General features: G+C 66.2%; 15 protein-coding genes, 2 tRNA genes, 3 other RNA genes and 2 pseudogenes. 6 read left to right on the top strand and 16 right to left on the bottom strand.

Annotated elements, in window-relative coordinates:
- Positions 1 to 129 precede the first annotated feature (129 nt).
- Positions 130 to 204: transfer RNA gene (locus TK90_RS07680), tRNA-Val, on the top strand.
- A 30-nt stretch (positions 205 to 234) separates the two neighbouring features.
- On the opposite strand, the gene TK90_RS07675 is transcribed toward TK90_RS07680, so the two are convergent.
- The 12 genes and pseudogenes from TK90_RS07675 to pdxH all read right to left on the bottom strand — a co-directional run bounded on the left by TK90_RS07675 (position 235) and on the right by pdxH (position 6,370).
- Positions 235 to 1,551 carry an RNA polymerase sigma factor gene (locus TK90_RS07675; RefSeq protein WP_012982915.1) on the bottom strand — a complete coding sequence of 439 codons (1,317 nt, stop codon included), beginning with the start codon at positions 1,549 to 1,551 and terminating at the stop codon, positions 235 to 237.
- Positions 1,548 to 1,913: a DUF1428 domain-containing protein gene (locus TK90_RS07670; RefSeq protein ID WP_012982914.1), complete on the bottom strand. Its 366-nt coding sequence runs from the start codon at positions 1,911 to 1,913 to the stop codon at positions 1,548 to 1,550. Before TK90_RS07670 ends, TK90_RS07675 begins: the two co-directional genes overlap by 4 nt.
- Positions 1,914 to 2,008: 95 nt before the next feature.
- A complete protein-coding gene (locus TK90_RS07665) occupies positions 2,009 to 2,926 on the bottom strand; it encodes a VOC family protein (RefSeq protein ID WP_012982913.1) in 918 nt (305 codons plus the stop codon).
- Positions 2,927 to 3,045: 119 nt separating this feature from the next.
- Positions 3,046 to 3,522 (bottom strand): annotated as a pseudogene (locus TK90_RS07660) (AAC(3)-I family aminoglycoside N-acetyltransferase); the annotation flags it as partial.
- Positions 3,512 to 3,967: an SRPBCC family protein gene (locus TK90_RS07655; RefSeq protein ID WP_012982911.1), complete on the bottom strand. Its 456-nt coding sequence runs from the start codon at positions 3,965 to 3,967 to the stop codon at positions 3,512 to 3,514. The gene TK90_RS07655 and the pseudogene TK90_RS07660, both read right to left, overlap by 11 nt.
- A 51-nt stretch (positions 3,968 to 4,018) precedes the next feature.
- The gene (locus tag TK90_RS07650; protein ID WP_012982910.1) at positions 4,019 to 4,375 is read right to left on the bottom strand and encodes a YciI family protein; all 357 of its coding nucleotides are present in this window, start codon (positions 4,373 to 4,375) and stop codon (positions 4,019 to 4,021) included.
- Between the two features lie 11 nt (positions 4,376 to 4,386).
- Entirely contained in the window at positions 4,387 to 4,770 is a 384-nt protein-coding gene (locus TK90_RS07645) for a VOC family protein (RefSeq protein WP_012982909.1), read from the bottom strand.
- 233 nt (positions 4,771 to 5,003) lie between these two features.
- Positions 5,004 to 5,149: non-coding RNA, RtT sRNA (locus TK90_RS14725), on the bottom strand.
- A 39-nt stretch (positions 5,150 to 5,188) separates the two neighbouring features.
- A non-coding RNA gene (locus TK90_RS14720) (RtT sRNA) lies at positions 5,189 to 5,319 on the bottom strand.
- A gap of 53 nt (positions 5,320 to 5,372) precedes the next feature.
- Positions 5,373 to 5,518, bottom strand: a non-coding RNA gene (locus TK90_RS14715) — RtT sRNA.
- Between the two features lie 39 nt (positions 5,519 to 5,557).
- Positions 5,558 to 5,647, bottom strand: a tRNA-Ser gene (locus tag TK90_RS07635).
- Positions 5,648 to 5,725: 78 nt separating this feature from the next.
- Positions 5,726 to 6,370, bottom strand: coding sequence for a pyridoxamine 5'-phosphate oxidase (gene pdxH, locus TK90_RS07630; protein WP_012982908.1), 645 nt, complete (start codon positions 6,368 to 6,370; stop codon positions 5,726 to 5,728).
- Between the two features lie 130 nt (positions 6,371 to 6,500).
- On the opposite strand from pdxH, the gene TK90_RS07625 reads away from it, so the two are divergent.
- The 4 genes and pseudogenes from TK90_RS07625 to TK90_RS07610 all read left to right on the top strand — a co-directional run bounded on the left by TK90_RS07625 (position 6,501) and on the right by TK90_RS07610 (position 11,853).
- Entirely contained in the window at positions 6,501 to 8,057 is a 1,557-nt protein-coding gene (locus tag TK90_RS07625) for a glutamate synthase-related protein (protein ID WP_012982907.1), read from the top strand.
- Positions 8,058 to 8,499: 442 nt separating this feature from the next.
- Positions 8,500 to 8,850 (top strand): annotated as a pseudogene (locus tag TK90_RS07620) (hypothetical protein); the annotation flags it as partial.
- 66 nt (positions 8,851 to 8,916) lie between these two features.
- On the top strand, positions 8,917 to 9,315 hold the full coding sequence (locus TK90_RS07615; protein WP_012982905.1) for a globin: 399 nt from the start codon (positions 8,917 to 8,919) through the stop codon (positions 9,313 to 9,315).
- A 261-nt stretch (positions 9,316 to 9,576) separates the two neighbouring features.
- Positions 9,577 to 11,853, top strand: coding sequence for a YgiQ family radical SAM protein (locus tag TK90_RS07610; RefSeq protein WP_012982904.1), 2,277 nt, complete (start codon positions 9,577 to 9,579; stop codon positions 11,851 to 11,853).
- A gap of 101 nt (positions 11,854 to 11,954) precedes the next feature.
- Here the strand turns inward: TK90_RS07610 and TK90_RS07605 are convergent, their stop codons facing one another.
- The 3 genes from TK90_RS07605 to hpnD are packed head-to-tail and all read right to left on the bottom strand — an operon-like array spanning position 11,955 to position 14,966.
- Entirely contained in the window at positions 11,955 to 12,764 is an 810-nt protein-coding gene (locus TK90_RS07605) for an SDR family NAD(P)-dependent oxidoreductase (RefSeq protein ID WP_012982903.1), read from the bottom strand.
- Positions 12,761 to 14,095 carry a hydroxysqualene dehydroxylase HpnE gene (gene hpnE / locus TK90_RS07600; RefSeq protein WP_012982902.1) on the bottom strand — a complete coding sequence of 445 codons (1,335 nt, stop codon included), beginning with the start codon at positions 14,093 to 14,095 and terminating at the stop codon, positions 12,761 to 12,763. The genes TK90_RS07605 and hpnE overlap by 4 nt, the downstream gene beginning before the upstream one ends.
- 13 nt (positions 14,096 to 14,108) lie before the next feature.
- Positions 14,109 to 14,966 carry a presqualene diphosphate synthase HpnD gene (gene hpnD / locus TK90_RS07595; protein WP_012982901.1) on the bottom strand — a complete coding sequence of 286 codons (858 nt, stop codon included), beginning with the start codon at positions 14,964 to 14,966 and terminating at the stop codon, positions 14,109 to 14,111.
- 180 nt (positions 14,967 to 15,146) lie between these two features.
- On the opposite strand from hpnD, the gene hemN reads away from it, so the two are divergent.
- A complete protein-coding gene (gene hemN / locus TK90_RS07590) occupies positions 15,147 to 16,535 on the top strand; it encodes an oxygen-independent coproporphyrinogen III oxidase (RefSeq protein WP_012982900.1) in 1,389 nt (462 codons plus the stop codon).
- On the opposite strand, the gene hpnC is transcribed toward hemN, so the two are convergent.
- Entirely contained in the window at positions 16,532 to 17,410 is an 879-nt protein-coding gene (hpnC, locus tag TK90_RS07585; RefSeq protein ID WP_012982899.1) for a squalene synthase HpnC, read from the bottom strand. The genes hemN and hpnC overlap by 4 nt on opposite strands.
- Position 17,411 lies beyond the last annotated feature (1 nt).

The raw sequence follows: 17,411 nt of genomic DNA, 5'->3' as shown, positions 1-17,411 counted from the left end.
GCGCTGCGCGTAACCCCGATGCGATTCGCTTTGCTCATCACATCCTTCGGCTGTGCGGCGGGTTTACTCTCGTGGCAATTGTTCTCCCTTGACGCCGACCCCCGCTGGCCGTAATCTTGCCGCCGTTCTGGGCGGTTAGCTCAGCGGTAGAGCACTGCCTTCACACGGCAGGGGTCACTAGTTCGAACCTAGTACCGCCCACCAGCATTATCAAAGGGTTAGGTCCTTGCGGGCCTAACCCTTTTTTGTTGGGGGTGCGGCTGCCCGCGCACGGTCAAGCAGCAGGTGCTTCTCCGCTTCATTGGCAGAGCGCTCGGCAGCCCGCCGGAACGCCGCTGCCGCGGCCTCGCGCTCGCCGCAGCGTTCCAGGAGATCCCCGCGTACGGCGTGCAAAGGCACATAGCTGGACAATGCCCGGGCATCAATGTCGGTGTCGAGCGCCGCCAGTACCTGCGCCGGGTCGTCGAACTGGGCGGCGGCCTGGGCCTGATGGATGCGTGCGGCCGGCGATCCCGTGGTCGTGAACAGCGTTGCGTAGTGAGCGGCGATCTGTGGCCAGTCGGTGGCGGCAAAGCTGGGCGCTGTCGCATGGCAGGCGGCGATGGCAGCCTGCAGGCGAAATGGGCTCGGCCGGGCCTTCTGATCTCGGGCGAGCCTGTTGGCACGGGACAGGGCGATCAGACCACGGCGGATGCCGCCGCGATCCCACGCGCCGCGATCCTGGTCCTTCAGCAGCACTGGGTTGCCTTGCGCATCCATGCGCGCGGCCAGGCGCGCACCGTGCAGTTCGATCAGGCCGAGCAGTGCCTGGGTCTCGATGTCCTCGGGGATGGCCTGTGCGAGCACGCGGGCCATGCGCAGCGCCTCATGACAGAACTCCCCGTGCGTCCAGGCGTCGCCCTGGCTGGCTACATGCCCTTCGGTGAACAGCCGGTAGATCACTTCGTGCACGGATCCCAGGCGTTCCCGGCATTCTGACGGCGATGGCGTTTCGAACCGGACGTTGGCCTGTGCGAGTTTACGTTTGCCGCGGACGATGCGCTGCGCGATGGTGATCTCGGAGACCAGAAAGGCACGGGCGAGGGCGGTGTTGTCGAGCCCGGCGAGGGTGCGCAGGGCGAGTGCGCAGCGGGTGTCGGGGGAGAGGACCGGGTGGCAGGCGATGAACAGCAGGGCGAGCGTGTCGTGACGGACATCGTCGCTGCATTGCGGCGTCGATGCCCCCAGGTGGCTGCATGCGATTTCGTGGCCGTAATCGGCGACGAGGGCATCACCCCGATGTTCGCGGCGCAGCTGGTCGACCGCGCGGTTGCGTGCCGTATGCAGCAGCCACGCGGTCGGGTTCTCCGGGACTCCCTGGGTGGGCCAGTGTCCGAGGGCGGCGATCAGGGCATCCTGTGCCACGTCCTCGGCGAGGGCGTAGTCGCCGCTCCAGCGCGCCAGGGCCGCCACGATGCGGCTCGCATCCAGACGCCAGATGGACTCGATGCGGCGCTGGATATCCTGCGGCCCAAGCGCCGGATGTGCACCGGATTGGTCGCGGCCGCTCACCGTTCCACCAGTACCTCGAAGCCGCCCCAGAACATGCGCTGCAGGTCGAATGGTGGATCCTGGTCCGGCGTTTTGTCCGGGCACGGCAGGCGAGGGTCCGCCATGACGTCGGCATTGACACGATCCCGATGCTCGCGCGATTCGAAGCGGATCCACGAGAACACAACCGTTTCGTTGTCGCGTGCCTGGACGCTGCGCGGGAACGACGTCACCTCGCCCGGCGCGACGTCGTCAGCCACGCACTCGATGACTTCCAGTGCGCCGTGCTCGCGCCAGATCTGTGCGGCGAGGTCAGCCTGCTGGCGGTAGTCCTCGATCCGGTCTCGTGGAATCGGTATTACATAGCCGTCAACGTAGTTCATGGTCTGGCTCCTTTGGGGAATCGGACGGGATATGGGCGGGTACCCGGGCGTGCGGGACCCCGGTCGTGCGGTTGGGGACCGTTTTCCGGTCTGGACTAGCGATCATCGTATGCACCCTGCAGGGCCGCGAGATCGAGCTTCTTCATCGTGAGGATGCGCTGGGTGACCCGGCCGAGCTTGTCCGGGTCGGGATCTTTCAGCATGTGGGACAGCTGTTCGGGGACGATATGCCAGGAGACCCCGTAGGGGTCCTTGAGCCAGCCGCATTGCTCGGCTTCCGGAACGGCCGAAAGGGATTCCCAGCGCTGGTCGATCTCCTGCTGGTCGGCGCAGTTCACGACAAACGATATGGCTTCGTTGAAGCCGAAATCGTGTTCCTGCGCGCTGTCCATGGCGGCGAACCATTGGCCTTCGAGCATGAAGTCGGTGAACATCACCGTTCCTTCGCGGTCGGGTTCCATGTCGCTGGGGTAGCGGACGAGCTGCCCGCGTTGCGAATGGCGAAACTTCGACAGGTAGAAATCGGACGCCACTTCCGCCTTGCCGCAGACGTTTCCGACAAACAGCAGCGACGGAATGATCGGCGGGCGTTCTTCCCCTCGCGGATCGGTCAGGATCAGCTGCCATGACAGCCCGAACCGGTCCTGAATCCAGCCGTAGCGCTCGCTGAATGGATAGCGGTCCAGTGGCATGAGTACCCGGCCGCCGTCGGCAAGCTTCCCCCAGATCTCGTCGATCCGTGTTCTGGCGTCGGGATCACGCGAGGGGTCGAAGTTGACCATGAACGAGATCGACGGGTTGAACCGGAACATCGAGCCCGCGTTGATCGCCATGAACGCATGACCCCATAGAACGAACGACACGACGTCGCAGTCGCCCCCGGGTGTGTCATGTAGCGTGGTCAGGTGTGTGATGCTCGAGTCGGGAAAGACCGAGCAATAAAAGTCCACCGCCTCCCGGGCCTCGTTGTCGAACAAGAGGTGGGGAACAATGATCTGGGGTATGTGGCTCATGGCGTCTCGTCTCCTGGTTCGGAGCGCTTGATTCCGAAGGCCCCCGTGTTGGGAACGTCGGCGTTCCCCGGGTTGGTGTCCGGGTGCGGTGGAGGTGCATTACGGGGATTGTTCAGGGGCAAGTCGAAGTGGAGCACGTCCTCGCGCTGGCCCAGCCCGCTGTAGAGCGCTATCGCGGCATTGTCGGTGCGGTCAGCCTGGACGAATACCACCCAGGCACCCAACTCGGCGGCGATGGCCTGGGTGTGGCGGATCAGGGCCGTGGCAATGCCGCGCCGGCGGAAGTTGTCGGCCACGGCGAGGTCATAGATGTAGACCTCGCTGCGGGCCTGTTCGAGCTTGTCCAGGACATAGGCGACCAGCCCGCCGACGACCCGGCCTTCCGTTTCGGCAATCAGGGCGATGAACGTTTCTCGAGCCAGCAAGCGCTTGAGGTACTCGTCGGAGGGACGTGCACCCGAGTAGGTGTCCGGTTCCTCGAACACGTGTGCAAACAGGTCGAGCAGGGCGTGCGCGGCTGCCCGATCCGCCGGACCAAGGCGCCGGATCTTGAGCAAGGACCGCTCGTGCTGCGGGGGTGCCGGGTCAGCCGCCATCGGGGATCTCGGGTTCGACGAGGTAGGCGAGCAGGGTCAGCGATTCCTGCCAGCCGAGAACACAGAGCTCCGGTGGGATGGCCTCCGGCAGACCTTCCTGAAGAATATCCAGTGCGGTGCCGCAGGAGACCGGATCCAGCGTTACGGTGAGCGTCATCTCGCCGCCGAGCGCGGGATCGTCGAAACGGTCGCTGACGACAATTCGACGGCCCGGGTCCAGTTCGCGGTACTCGCCACTAAAATCGTGTTGAGTCCCCGTGGCAAAGTTGATGAAGCTCATCCGGTAGCCGCCGCCTACGCGAGCATCCATCTCGTGGATACGCGCGGTAAAGCCGTATGGTGCATTCCATTTGGCGATCGCGTCGGGTTCCAGGAATGCCCGATATACGCGCTCGGGCGGCGCGCGCAGGACGCGGTGCAGGTGGACATTGCGGTCAGTGGACATGGCTGATGGCCTCCGAGGTCGAACGATTGTGGGAGGGGGCGCGTGGTGCCGTCAGCGTTGGTGGCAGGGGGCACATTCGCGTACCTCGACCGTTGCAAATCGCGCGGCGGGGCAGCGTGTGGCCCATTCCACGGCTTCGTCGCGGTCGGCGCAGTCGATCAGGAAGAATCCGCCGATCATCTCCCGTGACTCGATGAACGGGCCGTCGATGAAACGGGTTTTCCCTTCGTCGGATCGGATGCGCACGCCGTGGCGGTCGGGTCGCAGGGATTCGCTGGCAAGCAACTGGCCACGCGCGTCGAGTTCGGCGCCAAAGGCGAGCATTTCCGCGTAAAGCGCCTGCCCTTCGGCATCGCTGCGGGCCTCGCGGTTGCCGTGATCTTCGAGGATGAGCAACAGAAAGTTCATCGTGGGCATCCTCATCGCATGGAGTGGAGACCGAATCGATTGCCGTCCGGATCGCGCGCGATGACGCAGAAGCCGTAGTCGCCTATCGACTCCTTGGGGCTTTCGATCGAACCACCGGCGGGATCGACGCGTTCCGCCTCGATCCCGCAGTCGTCGCAGCCGAAATAGACCATGCAGCCGCCGGAACCGACCAGGTTGTCGGGGCCTTGTACCAGCGCGCCAGCACACCCCGGCCGGTCTTCCTCCATCGGAAACATCCAGATCTCCGTGCTGGGGGCGAATGCGCTGGTGTCGGCTTGTGTGAGCGACATGTCCAGGACGGTTTCGTAGAACGCACGGGCACGACCGATATCCTTGGTGGGAATCTCGAACCAGACGACGGGATTGGCGGCCATGGCGGTATCTCCTCTGGCGGGATCAAACAAACGGGCGTGGTTCAGCGGCCCCTTTGAACTGTAGACGAACGGGAATCGGGAAAATCGACAAACTTTGTTAAGCCGGTCGAAAGCATCTGGAAGGGGGGAACGCAATCGCTACGGACTGGCGTCAGTGCGAGCCACTGTTCAGCGGACAAAATGCTTAGGGCCCGACATGCGAAGGGGGCCACTTGGGCCCCCTTGCTTGAATCTGGCGGAGAGGGAGGGATTACTCGGCACGATGTGTCTCGCCCTTCGGGTCGTCACCTGCGGTGACGTTCTGGCATCGCTACGCGCTGCCAGTCGAACCATCGTTTTGGATTACCTCGGGTTCGAATCCTCGCAGCTCAGGGGCCAGATGTGCGAAAGGGGCCACATGGACCCCTTTGCTGAAATTTGGCGGAGAGGGAGGGATTACTTGGCGCTGTGAGCCTCGCCCTTCGGGTCGTCACCTGCGGTGACGTTCGGGTGCCGCTGCGCGTCACCCGTCGAACCATCATTCTCTATTCCTCGGGTTCGAATCCCCGTACCTCAGGGGCTAGACATGCGAAAGGGGCCACTCGGGCCCCCTTGCTTGAATCTGGCGGAGAGGGAGGGATTACTCGGCACGATGTGTCTCGCCCTTCGGGTCGTCACCTGCGGTGACGTTCTGGCATCGCTACGCGCTGCCAGTCGAACCATCGTTTTGGATTACCTCGGGTTCGAATCCTCGCAGCTCAGGGGCCAGACGTGCGAAAGGGGCCACTTAGGCCCCCTTGCTTGAATCTGGCGGAGAGGGAGGGATTCGAACCCTCGGTACTCGCGAGAGTACAACGGTTTTCGAGACCGCCCCGTTCGACCACTCCGGCACCTCTCCGAATTGCTTTACCGTGCGGGGTCGAGCCGCGACGGCGGAGCGAATCCTAGCAGATTCGGAGGCTGTTGCGGTAGCGCGTCAGGGCATCAGGCGAGTGATGTGCCAGCCATTGTCCGCCCGGTGGTACTGGAAGCGGTCGTGCAGGCGGCCGGCCCGGCCCTGCCAGAACTCGAACAGCTCGGGCTGCAGGCGGTAGCCGATCCAGGCGGGATCCCGGGGGATCGCGCCTTCCGGGTATTGCTTCTCCAGTGCGTGAACGCGGGCCTCGAGTTCGGCGCGGGTGCTGATGGGCTGGCTCTGGATGGAGGCGGCCGCGGCGAGCTGGCTGGCGCGCGGGCGCTGGGTAAAGTATTCGTCCGCGGCCTCGCCGGGCAGGGCGGTCACGCTGCCTTCGACGCGGATCTGGCGCTCGGTCTCGGGCCAGTAAAACAGGAGGGCGGCGCGCGGGTTCTCGGTGAGGTCCTGACCCTTGCGGCTGCGGGAGTCGGTGTACCAGCAGAGGTCTTCGCCCTCGACATGCTTGAGCAGAACCGTGCGCGCGGAGGGCTGGCCATCGGCGTCGGCCGTGGCGAGGATCATCGCGGTGGGGTCCGGGTTGCCGGCCTTGCGCGCGTCGTCCAGCCAGCGGTCGAGCAGGGTCAGCGGGTTGTCGAGCAGGTCGCGGCGGTGGAGTTCGCCCTGGGTGTAGTCGCGGCGGGTGTGACGGTGGTCGGTGGTGCTCATCGGGTCTCCCGGTGGCCTTTGCAACCATGATAATGGCTGCTATCGCGAACGGCACGGGAAATTTGCGGTGGCTTTGTTGTCACAGGGACATTGCACATGACTGTGTCTACCAAACAGCAAGGAGCGAATGATGGCTGGAGCGAAGATCGCGGCAGTGGAGCCCAAGGGTGTCGAGCTCAAGAAGGGGGAGGAGTACTACTTCTGCCGCTGCGGGCGGTCCAAGGACCAGCCGTTTTGCGACGGCTCGCACGAGGGGACGGGGCTGGAGCCCATCGCCTTTACTCCCGAGGAAGACGGCGAGGCGTTTCTCTGCCAGTGCAAGCAGTCGGGTGATCTGCCGTACTGCGACGGCACGCACCAGCAGTTCGACGAGGACGACATCGGGACCGAGCCGGAGTCAAAGGGCGAGTCGGGCCAGGATGAAGGTAACGAGGCGCCGGACCCGCGTAATACCGAGACGGAGCCGCATGTCGAGCTGATCCATCGCATGGCCCGTTCCGGGCTGGACGAGGTGGGCCACTACGGGCCGACGGTGGCCATGGGTGTGCCGCGCAGCCGGCTCCCGATTTGGGACGACCTGCAGCTGCTGGCGGCGCAACTGGCGAGCCGGCCATTGCCGGACGGGGCCCCGGTCGAGACGGGGCTGGTGATCGGGCCGGAAGCGAAGCGGCCGCTGCGGCTGGATATCCCGATGCTGGTATCGGACATGAGCTTTGGCGCGCTGTCGCGCGAGGCGAAGATCGCGCTGGCGCGCGGTGCGGAGGCGGCCGGCACAGGGATCTGTTCCGGGGAGGGCGGGATGCTGGATGCCGAGCAGGCGGAGAACTCGCGCTATCTGTTCGAGCTGGGGCCGGCGCGCTTTGGCTATTCCGACGAGGTGCTGGAGAAGGTGCAGGCCTTTCATTTCAAGGCCGGCCAGGCAGCCAAGACCGGTGTGGGCGGCGTGCTGCCCGGGGCGAAGGTGAGTGACGAGATCGCGCGGGTGCGCGGGATCGACGCGGGGCAGGATGCCATCTCGCCAGCCAGCCTGGACGGGTTCGAGACGCCCGCGGACTACCGCCGTTTTGCCGACGAGGTGAGGGAGAAGACCGGGGGCATTCCCATCGGCTTCAAGCTCTCGGCCAACCATATCGAGGCGGATCTGGCCTTTGCCCTGGAGGCGGGGGCGGACTACGTGATCCTGGATGGTCGTGGCGGCGGGACCGGGGCCTCGCCCGCGTTGTTGCGGGATCATATCAGCGTGCCCACGATCCCCGCGCTGGGTCGCGCCCGGCGTTTTCTGGATGCCAACGGTGCCAGTGGCCGGGTCACGCTGCTGGTGACCGGCGGCCTGCGCACGCCGACGGATTTTGTGAAGGCCCTGGCGCTGGGTGCGGACGGTATTGCGCTGGCGAACGCGGCGATCCAGGCAGTGGGTTGTGTGGGCGCGCGGATCTGCCACACGAATCGCTGCCCGTCCGGTGTGGCGACGCAGGACCCGAAGTTGCGTGCGCGGCTGGATCCCCAGGAGGGCGGGGAACGGCTCGGCCGCTTCCTGCAGGCCTCGAGCGAGCTGATGTGTGTACTGGCGCGGGCCTGCGGGCACAGCCGTCTGGAGGACTTCGGCCCGAACGACCTGACGACGTTCGACCGCGAGTTGGCGGAACTGGCGGGCATTCAGTACGCCGGGGTGTATCCGAAGTCCTGAAGGGGCACGGTACGTCCGGTGGGCCCGTTAGCATGGGTTATAGCGGGCAAACGTTCGACTGCGTAGCATCACGGGGCCCATCAGCGGAGTACCGCATGTTTTTCCCCGATGTTCGCGCGAGCCATGATCGCTGCATACGAACCGATGCCTTCCTGCGCCACTTCCGGTTGTTGTTAAGGAAACACTGATTAATGTACACGCTCGCGCTCGAGTCGCTTTTGCGTGTGAACAAGGCGCGGTGACTGCCGTGCAGCATTCTGCACAAGGGAACCGCAACGCCGTGCGCGCGCAAAAGCGGCCGAGCCCCTTCGGGGTTGGCACCCCAGGTTCCCCGATACGGCGTTGCGCCGCTTGCGGGTAGAACCACTACCCGCTACACGACGCGCCTTGTCTCGGAAAACCTGGGGTACCAACGCGAGTGTGTACATTGATCAGTGTTTCCTTAATGGCGGCGGATCCGCGGATCCCCGAGGTGTTTGGCGACAGCGAACCCGCGCGCCAGGAGCACATTCTCAACGAGTCGGTGCTGGCGGCACTGGACTTTGCCGAGCGGCGCAACGACGGCCGGGCTCCGGTGCATACCATGGCCATGGTTCACGGGGCACACGGCCGTGTGCCCGTCGCGCCGGCGCTGAACGATTGCTGGGTCGAGGCCCTGATCGAGGCCGCCCGGGATACCGACCCCGAGTGGCGGGACGAACTGGCCTCGCGCTGGCGCGCGGCGACGGCCCCCACGGTGGATCTGTTTGCCCAGTTGCACTGGGTGGACGCGACGGCCGTCAGAGAAGGTTGATCTGGCTCAATCGCTCGATCTCCGAGAGGCTCTATCCTTGCGGCTTCTTCCGGCGCAGAGGTAGTCATGAGTTTCTCCGACGTGCACCAGAGCTACGGGCGATGCCGCCGGGCGGGCGACTTCGTGACGCGTTTTTACGAACACTTCCTCCAGGCCGACCCACGGGTGAAGGCGGCGTTCGGCTCGACGGACTTTTCGCAGCAGAAACGTGCCCTCGGGCAGGCGATTTCGACGGCGATCAGCTATGCCGAGGGCGAGAGCTTCGTCGCTTCCACCATGGAGCGCATGGGCCAGGTTCATTCCCGCGAGGGCCGTGTGCCCGTGGAGCCGGATCTGTACCCGATCTGGCTGGACTGTATGGTGCGCACGGCCGCCGAGATCGACCCGCGCTGGGAGCCGCGTCTGGAAGAGCGCTGGCGGGGTGCGATGCAGCCGGCGATTGATCTGTTCGTAAGGCTTTACTGAGGCCGGTCGCGCCGAGCGAACGATCGGCCAGGGGGCTGGCCTCCTACAGGGGGGCGTTCAAGGGCTTTGGGGTTGGTTATCGTGTTCCTTGACCTCGGTCCGCCTGGGGGCATGGCTTGTAGGAGGCCAGCCTCTGGCCGATGGGGTTTGTCCGGCATCCCTTTCGGCCCCGCAGGCGCCGGGGCCGTTTGATCTGGCGGCGATTCCGGCGTGTAATGCGCGGGTTTGAATCCACCGGCCCTGCGCCGGGAGCCTGTGTCCATGTCCGCTGTCCCCGATTTCCCGCCTTCGCTGTTTGCGCGCAAGCCCTACTGGGCCAAGCGCTTCGGTACCGCACCGTTTCTGCCGACCACCCGCGAGGAGATGGACGACCTCGGCTGGGACAGCTGCGACATCGTGCTGGTCACCGGGGACGCCTATGTCGACCACCCGAGCTTTGGTATGGCGATCATCGGGCGGTTGCTGGAGGCGCAGGGCTTTCGCGTCGGCATCATCGCGCAGCCGGACTGGACCTCGGCCGAGCCGTTCCGCGCGCTGGGCCGTCCCAACCTGTTCTTTGGCGTCACCGCCGGGAACATGGATTCCATGGTCAACCACTACACGGCTGACCGGAAGATCCGCTCCAACGATGCATACACCCCGGGCGACGTGCATGGCCATCGGCCGGACCGCGCGGTGATCGTCTACGCGCAGCGCGCCCGCGAGGCCTACAAGGACGTACCGGTGGTGGCCGGCGGGATCGAGGCCAGCCTGCGCCGCATCGCCCACTACGACTACTGGCAGGACAAGGTACGCCGGTCGGTGCTGCTGGATGCGCGGGCCGACATCCTGCTGTTCGGCAATGCCGAGCGCGCCCTGGTGGAGCTGGCGCACCGCGTGGCCGCCGGTGAGCACCCCCGCGAGATCACCGACCTGCGCGGCACGGCCTTTCTGCGCGATGCCGTGCCAGCCGGCTATGTCGAGCTGGACTCCAGCGAGGTGGACACCCCGGGCCCGGTGGATGCCAACCCCGATCCCTATGCGATGGTGTCGCCGTCCACCTGCGCCGAGGCCGAGACGAAGGCGGAGTCGGAGGACACGGCCGGCGAAGGTGGTGCGCAGGTCGTTCGTTTTCACCGGGATATTCCGCGCGGCACGCCGCGAGACAAGACGGTGATCCGCATCCCGGCCTTTGAACAGGTCAAGGGCGATTCCGTGCTGTATGCGCATGCCTCTCGCGTGCTGCATCTGGAGACCAACCCGGGCAATGCCCGCGCCATCGTGCAGCGCCATGGCGACAAGGAGGTCTGGCTGAACCCGCCGCCGATCCCGTTGACCACCGCCGAGATGGATGCGGTGTTCGACCTGCCGTATGCCCGTGCGCCGCATCCCTCCTATGGCGATGCGCGCATCCCGGCCTGGGAGATGATTCGCTTCTCGGTGAACATCATGCGCGGCTGCTTTGGGGGCTGTACGTTCTGTTCGATTACCGAGCACGAGGGACGGATCATCCAGAGCCGCTCCGAGGAGAGCGTGCTCAAGGAGATCGAGGAGATCCGCGACAAGGTCGACGGGTTTACCGGCGTGGTCTCCGATCTCGGCGGGCCGACGGCCAACATGTACCGGCTGGCCTGCAAGGACCCGGAGATCGAGCGCAGTTGCCGCCGGCTGTCCTGTGTCTATCCCGGGATCTGCAAGAACCTCGATACCGACCACACGCCGCTGGTGAACCTCTACCGCAAGGCGCGGGCGTTGCCGGGCATCAAGAAGATCCTGATCGCCTCGGGTCTGCGCTACGACCTGGCCGTGGAATCACCGGAATACGTGAAGGAACTGGTCACGCATCACGTGGGAGGCTACCTGAAGATTGCGCCGGAACATACGGAATCCGGGCCGCTTTCTCGCATGATGAAGCCGGGCATGGGCGCCTACGACCGCTTCAAGGCGATGTTCGAGAAGTACTCGAAACAGGCGGGCAAGGAGCAGTACCTGATCCCGTACTTCATTGCCGCGCACCCGGGGACGTCCGACGAGGACATGCTGAACCTCGCGCTCTGGCTGAAGCGCAACAACTTCCGCGCCGATCAGGTGCAGGCCTTCCTGCCCAGCCCGATGGCGCTCGCGACCGCAATGTGGCACTCCGGGCGCGATCCGCTGCGCGGCATCAAACGCAAGGCCGGGGACCGCGTGCCGGTCGCGCGCGGTGCGCGGGCGCGGCGCCTGCACAAGGCGTTCCTGCGCTATCACGATCCGAACAATTGGCCGCTGCTGCGTGATGCGCTCAAGCGCATGGGCCGCGCGGACCTGATCGGCAATGGCAAGCATCACCTGATTCCCACCTGGCAGCCCGCGGGCACCGGCCAGGGCGCCGGCGGAGCGAGGGCCGCCACTGGCGGTCGTGTGACCCGCGGCGGCAAGGCCCTGAAAAAACGCGGCCAGACCTTCCAGACTCAGCACAAGGGCGTGGAGGTCGCCGCCCGCCCGGCAGGCCCCGGCCCGAAGAAGGGCCCGCCCCGGGCCAAATCTCGCCCGGGCAAGCGCCGGCCGCAGCGTCCGTAGGACTCCACCTCCGCTGCATCCACTTGTAGGAGGCCAGCCCTCTGGCCGATGGGGCATTTCCGACACCCGATCGGCCAGAGGGCTGGCCTCCTACAGGGGGGTTAGCCCTCCTGGGGCTGGTGGTGCGGGCGGGGTGCCGGCTCGGGTACATGGCCTTCCAGCGACAGGTGCAGGCCGGTGTGCGCGGGGTCGGTGGTGTTGAGCAGGTAGAGGTACGGGCCGACGACGTCTTCCGGGCGCGGCAGCTTGTCGGCGTTCTCGGCCGGGTAGTGGCCGGCGCGGAAGCGCGAGCGGACCGGGCCGGTGTCGATGCCGTTCACATGGATGAAGTGCTTCTCGTTGCGGTGTTCGCGCACGAGGATGTCGATCATCGCGTCCTGCGCGGCCTTGGCCATGCCGAAGGCGCCCCAGAAGGCCTTGCGGCAGTCCTGAGTGGAGACGACCAGGCTGCCGTGCGGGCTGTCCTCCAGCAGTGGGAGTACGGCCTGGGCGAGGAAGAACGGGCCGTGCAGGTTGCTGTTGATGACCTTGAACCACAACTCGGGGTCGTACCCCTTCATGGGGGTCAGGGTGCCGGCCCAGCCGGCGTGCAGCACCAGTCCGTCCAGGCGCCCGAGGGAGTCGCGGATGTTCTCGGCCAGGTCGCCGTAGTCCTTGACCGTGGCGCCCTCCAGGTTGAGCGGGTAGATGGCCGGCTGTGGATGGCCTTCCTGCTCGATCAGGTCGTAGGTCTTCTCCAGCCCCTTGATGTCCTTGTCCAGCAGCACGACGATCGCGCCCGCCGCCGCGCAGGCCTGGGCGATTGCACGTCCGATGCCCGCGGCCGCGCCGGTTACCAAGATCACGCGGTCGTTGAAGGCACCCGGTTCCGGGCGGTAGTCGAGCAGGGCAGGGATGTCGAGATCGGTCAAGGGAGGGTCTCCAGTAGCTTGTGGGCTGATTCTAATCCAGACTGCACGGCCGCTTCGAGGGTCGAGGGCAGGCCCGGTGTCACATAGTCGCCCGCCAGGAACAGCCCGGGCCAGGGGGTGCCGGCTACCGGGCGGAGCGCGTCCAGATCGACGCGGGCATCAATGGTGGCGCGTTTCTCGCACACGACATGACCGGTCCGGGGCATTCCCAGTTCGGGGAAGGTCCGTTCCAGCTCTTTAGCAACCCGACGCCAGCGCTCCTCCGCCGTCATCGTCGGCAGGTCGTCCGCGGTGGAGATCACGACGGCCAGCCAGTTCGGCTCGCCGGCCACCTGGCGGGGAATCAGCCATTGTCCGTGCTGGTCGAGGAGTCCCTGCAGCGGCGGGCGTGCCAGGACGGGGTCCGGATAGTGCAGGTAGACCGTACAGATGCTGCGCTCGCCCATGGCCCTCAGGGCCCGATGGTGGGGCTGGAGCTCGGGGGCCTCGGGCAGGAGCCGAGTGGCCGCGCTGGGCGACGTGGCGAGGATCACCGCGTTGGCAGGGGTAACGTGATGGTTACGATCACGGAGCTGATAGCGGGACTCGGTTCCCCTGGATTCGATGACCACAATGCGCCGTCCGGTTTCGACCGTGGCGCCGCGCTCGTGCAGTTCGCGCAGGGCCGGTTCGGGATACAGCGACCCCAGCGGCCGAGTCGGGATGAGCAGCCGCGCGTCGTCCGGCCCGTGGTTCAGGGCCAGGCGCAGCACGTTCTGGAAGATCTGCGCCGAGGCGCTGCGGATTGGCGTGTTCATGACCGCGAGGCACAGCGGTTCCCAGAGCTGGCGGATCAGCGTGTCCGGCTGATGACGCGCCTGTAGCCATTCGAGTACGTCGAGATCTTCCTCCAACGGCCGGTACAGGATCGAGGCAGCCCCCAGCAGGGCCGGGAGTCTGCGGTGAAACGGGGTGCCCGCGAGCGATTGCCACAAGCCATGAACCAGGGCCGGCAGACGTGGCGAGCGGGGCTCCAGGGTAAAGGCTGGGTGAGGGTGGCCCGGGGCATGCATGCGCAGTCCGAACGGCAGGGCCACGAAGGCGCGCTCCGGGTCGGTGCCGACTGAGCGCAGCTGGTCCAGCGTGGCGTGACAGGCACCGACCAGCACGTGCTGGCCGTTATCCAGGTCCGCACCATCGCGGTTGAGGCTGCGGGCGCGCCCGCCTGCGGTCGCGGCGGCCTCGATCAGGTGGACCGCGATGCCGGCCCGGGCCAGGGTCAGCGCGGCGGTCAGACCGGCCCAGCCGGCGCCGAGCACGACGACCGGATGCGATTCGGGAACGGCGGCCATGGTGCGGGCGGGGTCAGCCCGCGCGGCGGTATTCGCGCTTCAGGCGGCGCGCGGTGCGCCAGGCGATCCACAGCTTGCGGATCGGGGTCAGCCGTACGCGGTGCTCCAGCACGCGGTAGCCGTCGTCCTGGATTTCGTCGAGCAGGGTGCGGTAGATCGCGGCCATGATCAGACCCGGGCGCTGGGGGTAGCGGTCCTCGGCGGGCAGGTGCTCCTCCGCGCGCTGGTAGTAGCGGCGGGCCCGCTCGGCCTGCTCGGCGAACAGGGCGCGGTGGCGGTCGTCGGTGACGTTGACCTGAAATTCTTCGGGCTTTACGCCGTGCTTTTTCAGCTCGTCCAGCGGGATGTAGACGCGGCCGCGCATTGCGTCCTCGTGGACGTCGCGCAGGATGTTGGTCAGCTGCAGGGCCATGCCTAAGTCATGCGCGTACTTCAGCGTGCGCCGGTCCGAGAAGCCGAAGATATGGGCGGACAGGATCCCGACCACGCTGGCCGCGCGGTAGCAGTACAGCGACAGTGTGGTGAAGTCGGGATAGCTGTCGTAGTCGAGGTCCATCTGCATGCCGTCGATGATCTCGTCGAAGTACTCGCGGCTGAGATCGAACGGCGCCAGATGCGGCTGCAGGGCCTGGGTGATCGGGTGGCGCGGCTGATGGTCGAACAGGCGCTCGATCTCCTCGCGCCACCACTGAAGCTTGGTGCGCGCCACGCTCTCCTCGCGGACCTCGTCGACGATGTCGTCCACCTCGCGGCAGAACGCGTACAGCGCGGTGATCGCACGGCGCCGGTCGGGTTCCAGAAAACGGAATGCGTAGTAGAAGCTGGAGCCGCTCTTCGCGGCCTTCTCCTCGCAATATTCGTCGGGGGACATACGCGCTCGGGATCGGGGTACCGTCTTGGGACGGCAAGGCTAGCACAGCGGGGCCGGGATGCGGACGACGCGGGTGATCGAAACGCCTTTTGACATACATCAACAAGGCCCGTCTCGGGGGCGCTTAGGGTGAAAGCGTCAGGGTGGCACAAGGGCCGCCCTCCCGATGCGGAAACCCGTATGGAACAGCGTCTGGTATTCGATCCTGAAGTCTTGCGTCGCTATGACGTCAGCGGCCCTCGCTACACGTCGTACCCCACGGCGCCGCAGTTCCACGAGGCGTTCGACGCACAGGCCTATGCGCGGGTGGCGCGGGCGACGAATGTCAAAGGGGCGGCGCGACCGCTCTCGCTCTATGTCCACGTGCCCTTCTGCGACACGGTGTGTTTCTACTGCGCCTGCAACAAGGTGATTACCGGCAATTATCGGCGGGCGACGAGCTATCTCGACTCGCTGGAACAGGAGATTGCCCTGCAGGGCGAGTGGTTCGATCGCGATCGGCCGGTGCGCCAGCTGCACTTCGGGGGCGGGACGCCGACGTATCTGTCCGACGAGGATCTGACCCGGGTCATGAAGGCCCTGGGTCGACATTTCACGCTGGAGACGGGGCCGGAGCGGGAATTCTCGATCGAGATCGATCCGCGTGCCGTGCGTCCCGGTACCCTGCCGCTTCTGGCATCGCTGGGCTTCAACCGCATCAGTGTGGGGGTGCAGGATGTCGATCCCGCCGTGCAGAAGGCCGTCAACCGCATCCAGCCATTCGAGGTCACCGAGCAGGCGGTCCGCCAGGCGCGCGAGCACGGCTTTGTCTCCACCAACCTGGACCTGATCTACGGGCTGCCCCTGCAGACGGTGGACACATTCTCCGCGACACTGGACCGCGTGCTGGAACTCCGCCCGGAGCGGCTGGCCGTATACAACTACGCGCACCTGCCGGAGCTGTTCAAGACGCAGCGCCAGATCCGCGACGGCGACCTGCCGCCGGCCACGGAGAAGCTTGCGGTCCTCGAGATGACCATCCAGCGCCTGACCGACGCCGGGTATGTGTACATCGGCATGGATCACTTTGCGCTGCCCGATGACGAACTCGCGATCGCCCAGCGTGCGGGCACCCTGCAACGAAATTTCCAGGGCTACTCGACGCGGGCGGAGTACGACCTCGTGGCACTCGGACCCACCGCCATCGGCAAGATCGGGGACAGCTACAGTCAGAACCTGCGCGAGGTGGATGCCTATCAGGAACGGCTGGCGGCGGGCCAGTTGCCCGTTTTCCGCGGCCTGGAACTGAGCGAGGACGACCGTCTGCGGCGTGCCGTGATCAGCGAGCTGATGTGCCACTCGAGGATCGACTTCGGCGGCATCGAGGCCACATTCGGCATCGACTTCCGCGAGACCTTCGCCGATGCCCTGAACCGCCTGGCCGAGATGGAGGCCGATGGCCTCGTCACCATCGGCCGCGACAGCCTGGAGGTCCAGCCACGCGGCCGACTCCTGCTGCGCAACATCGCCATGGCCTTCGACGCCTACCTCAACCGCGAGGAACGCCGTCGCTACTCGAAGGTCGTCTAATCAGCGTTTCGCTTGCGGCGGCGCGGGCGCAGGCTGTGGGCGAGGATGACCCAGGCGTCGCGGGCGCGCAGGCGCGGGCGGGCGAAGACGTCGTCCTGCTGGCGCAGGCGCCAGAGTACGCGGGCGCCGCCGTTGATGATGGCGCGGATCTCCAGGCCCATGCGCCCGCGCAGCATGCCGCCGAGCGGTGCTCCGGCGCGCAGCAGGCGATCGGCGCGGGCGTACTGAAACTGCATCAGGTTGCGTAACTGAAAGGTCGTCTGGCCGGCCGCGATCGTCTCTTCGCTGACGCCGTATTGCGCCATCTCGTCCTGTGGCAGATAGATCCGGTCGTTCTCGGTGAGGTCCTGGTGCAGGTCCTGATAGAAGTTGATCAGCTGCAGGGCCGAGCAGACCGCGTCGGAGTAGCCGATCATCTCCTCGGTGGGGTTGCCGTCGAGGTACAGCATCAGCCGGCCGACCGGGTTGGCGGAGCGGCGGCAGTACTCCACGACCTCGCCAAAGGTGGCGTAGCGCGTTTGTTCCAGGTCCTGGATGAAGGCGTCGACCAGATCGACAAACGGGGCAGCGGGCAGGCCGAAGCGCTGCCGCGCATCAGCCAGCGCGATCCATTCCGGCTCGGACTCCGCGGCCGGATCTTCGAGAATCTGCACGCGTTCCTGCATGGCGACCAGGTCGGCCCGTCGCTCGTCGACGGGGCGCTGGTCCTCGTCGGCGAGGTCGTCGGCATCGCGGGCGAAGCAGTAGATCGCGGCGACGGGTCCGCGCAGTCGCGCGGGCAGCAGCCAGGAGGCGACCGGGAAGTTCTCGTAGTGCGCGGTGGCGCGGACCCGGCAGTGGCGGTAGGCGGCACGGATGTCGGGATGTCCGGCCATC

Origin of the sequence: Thioalkalivibrio sp. K90mix, assembly GCF_000025545.1 — a bacterium.
Classification (GTDB): domain Bacteria; phylum Pseudomonadota; class Gammaproteobacteria; order Ectothiorhodospirales; family Ectothiorhodospiraceae; genus Thioalkalivibrio.
This window is presented reverse-complemented; position numbering and strand designations above follow the sequence as displayed.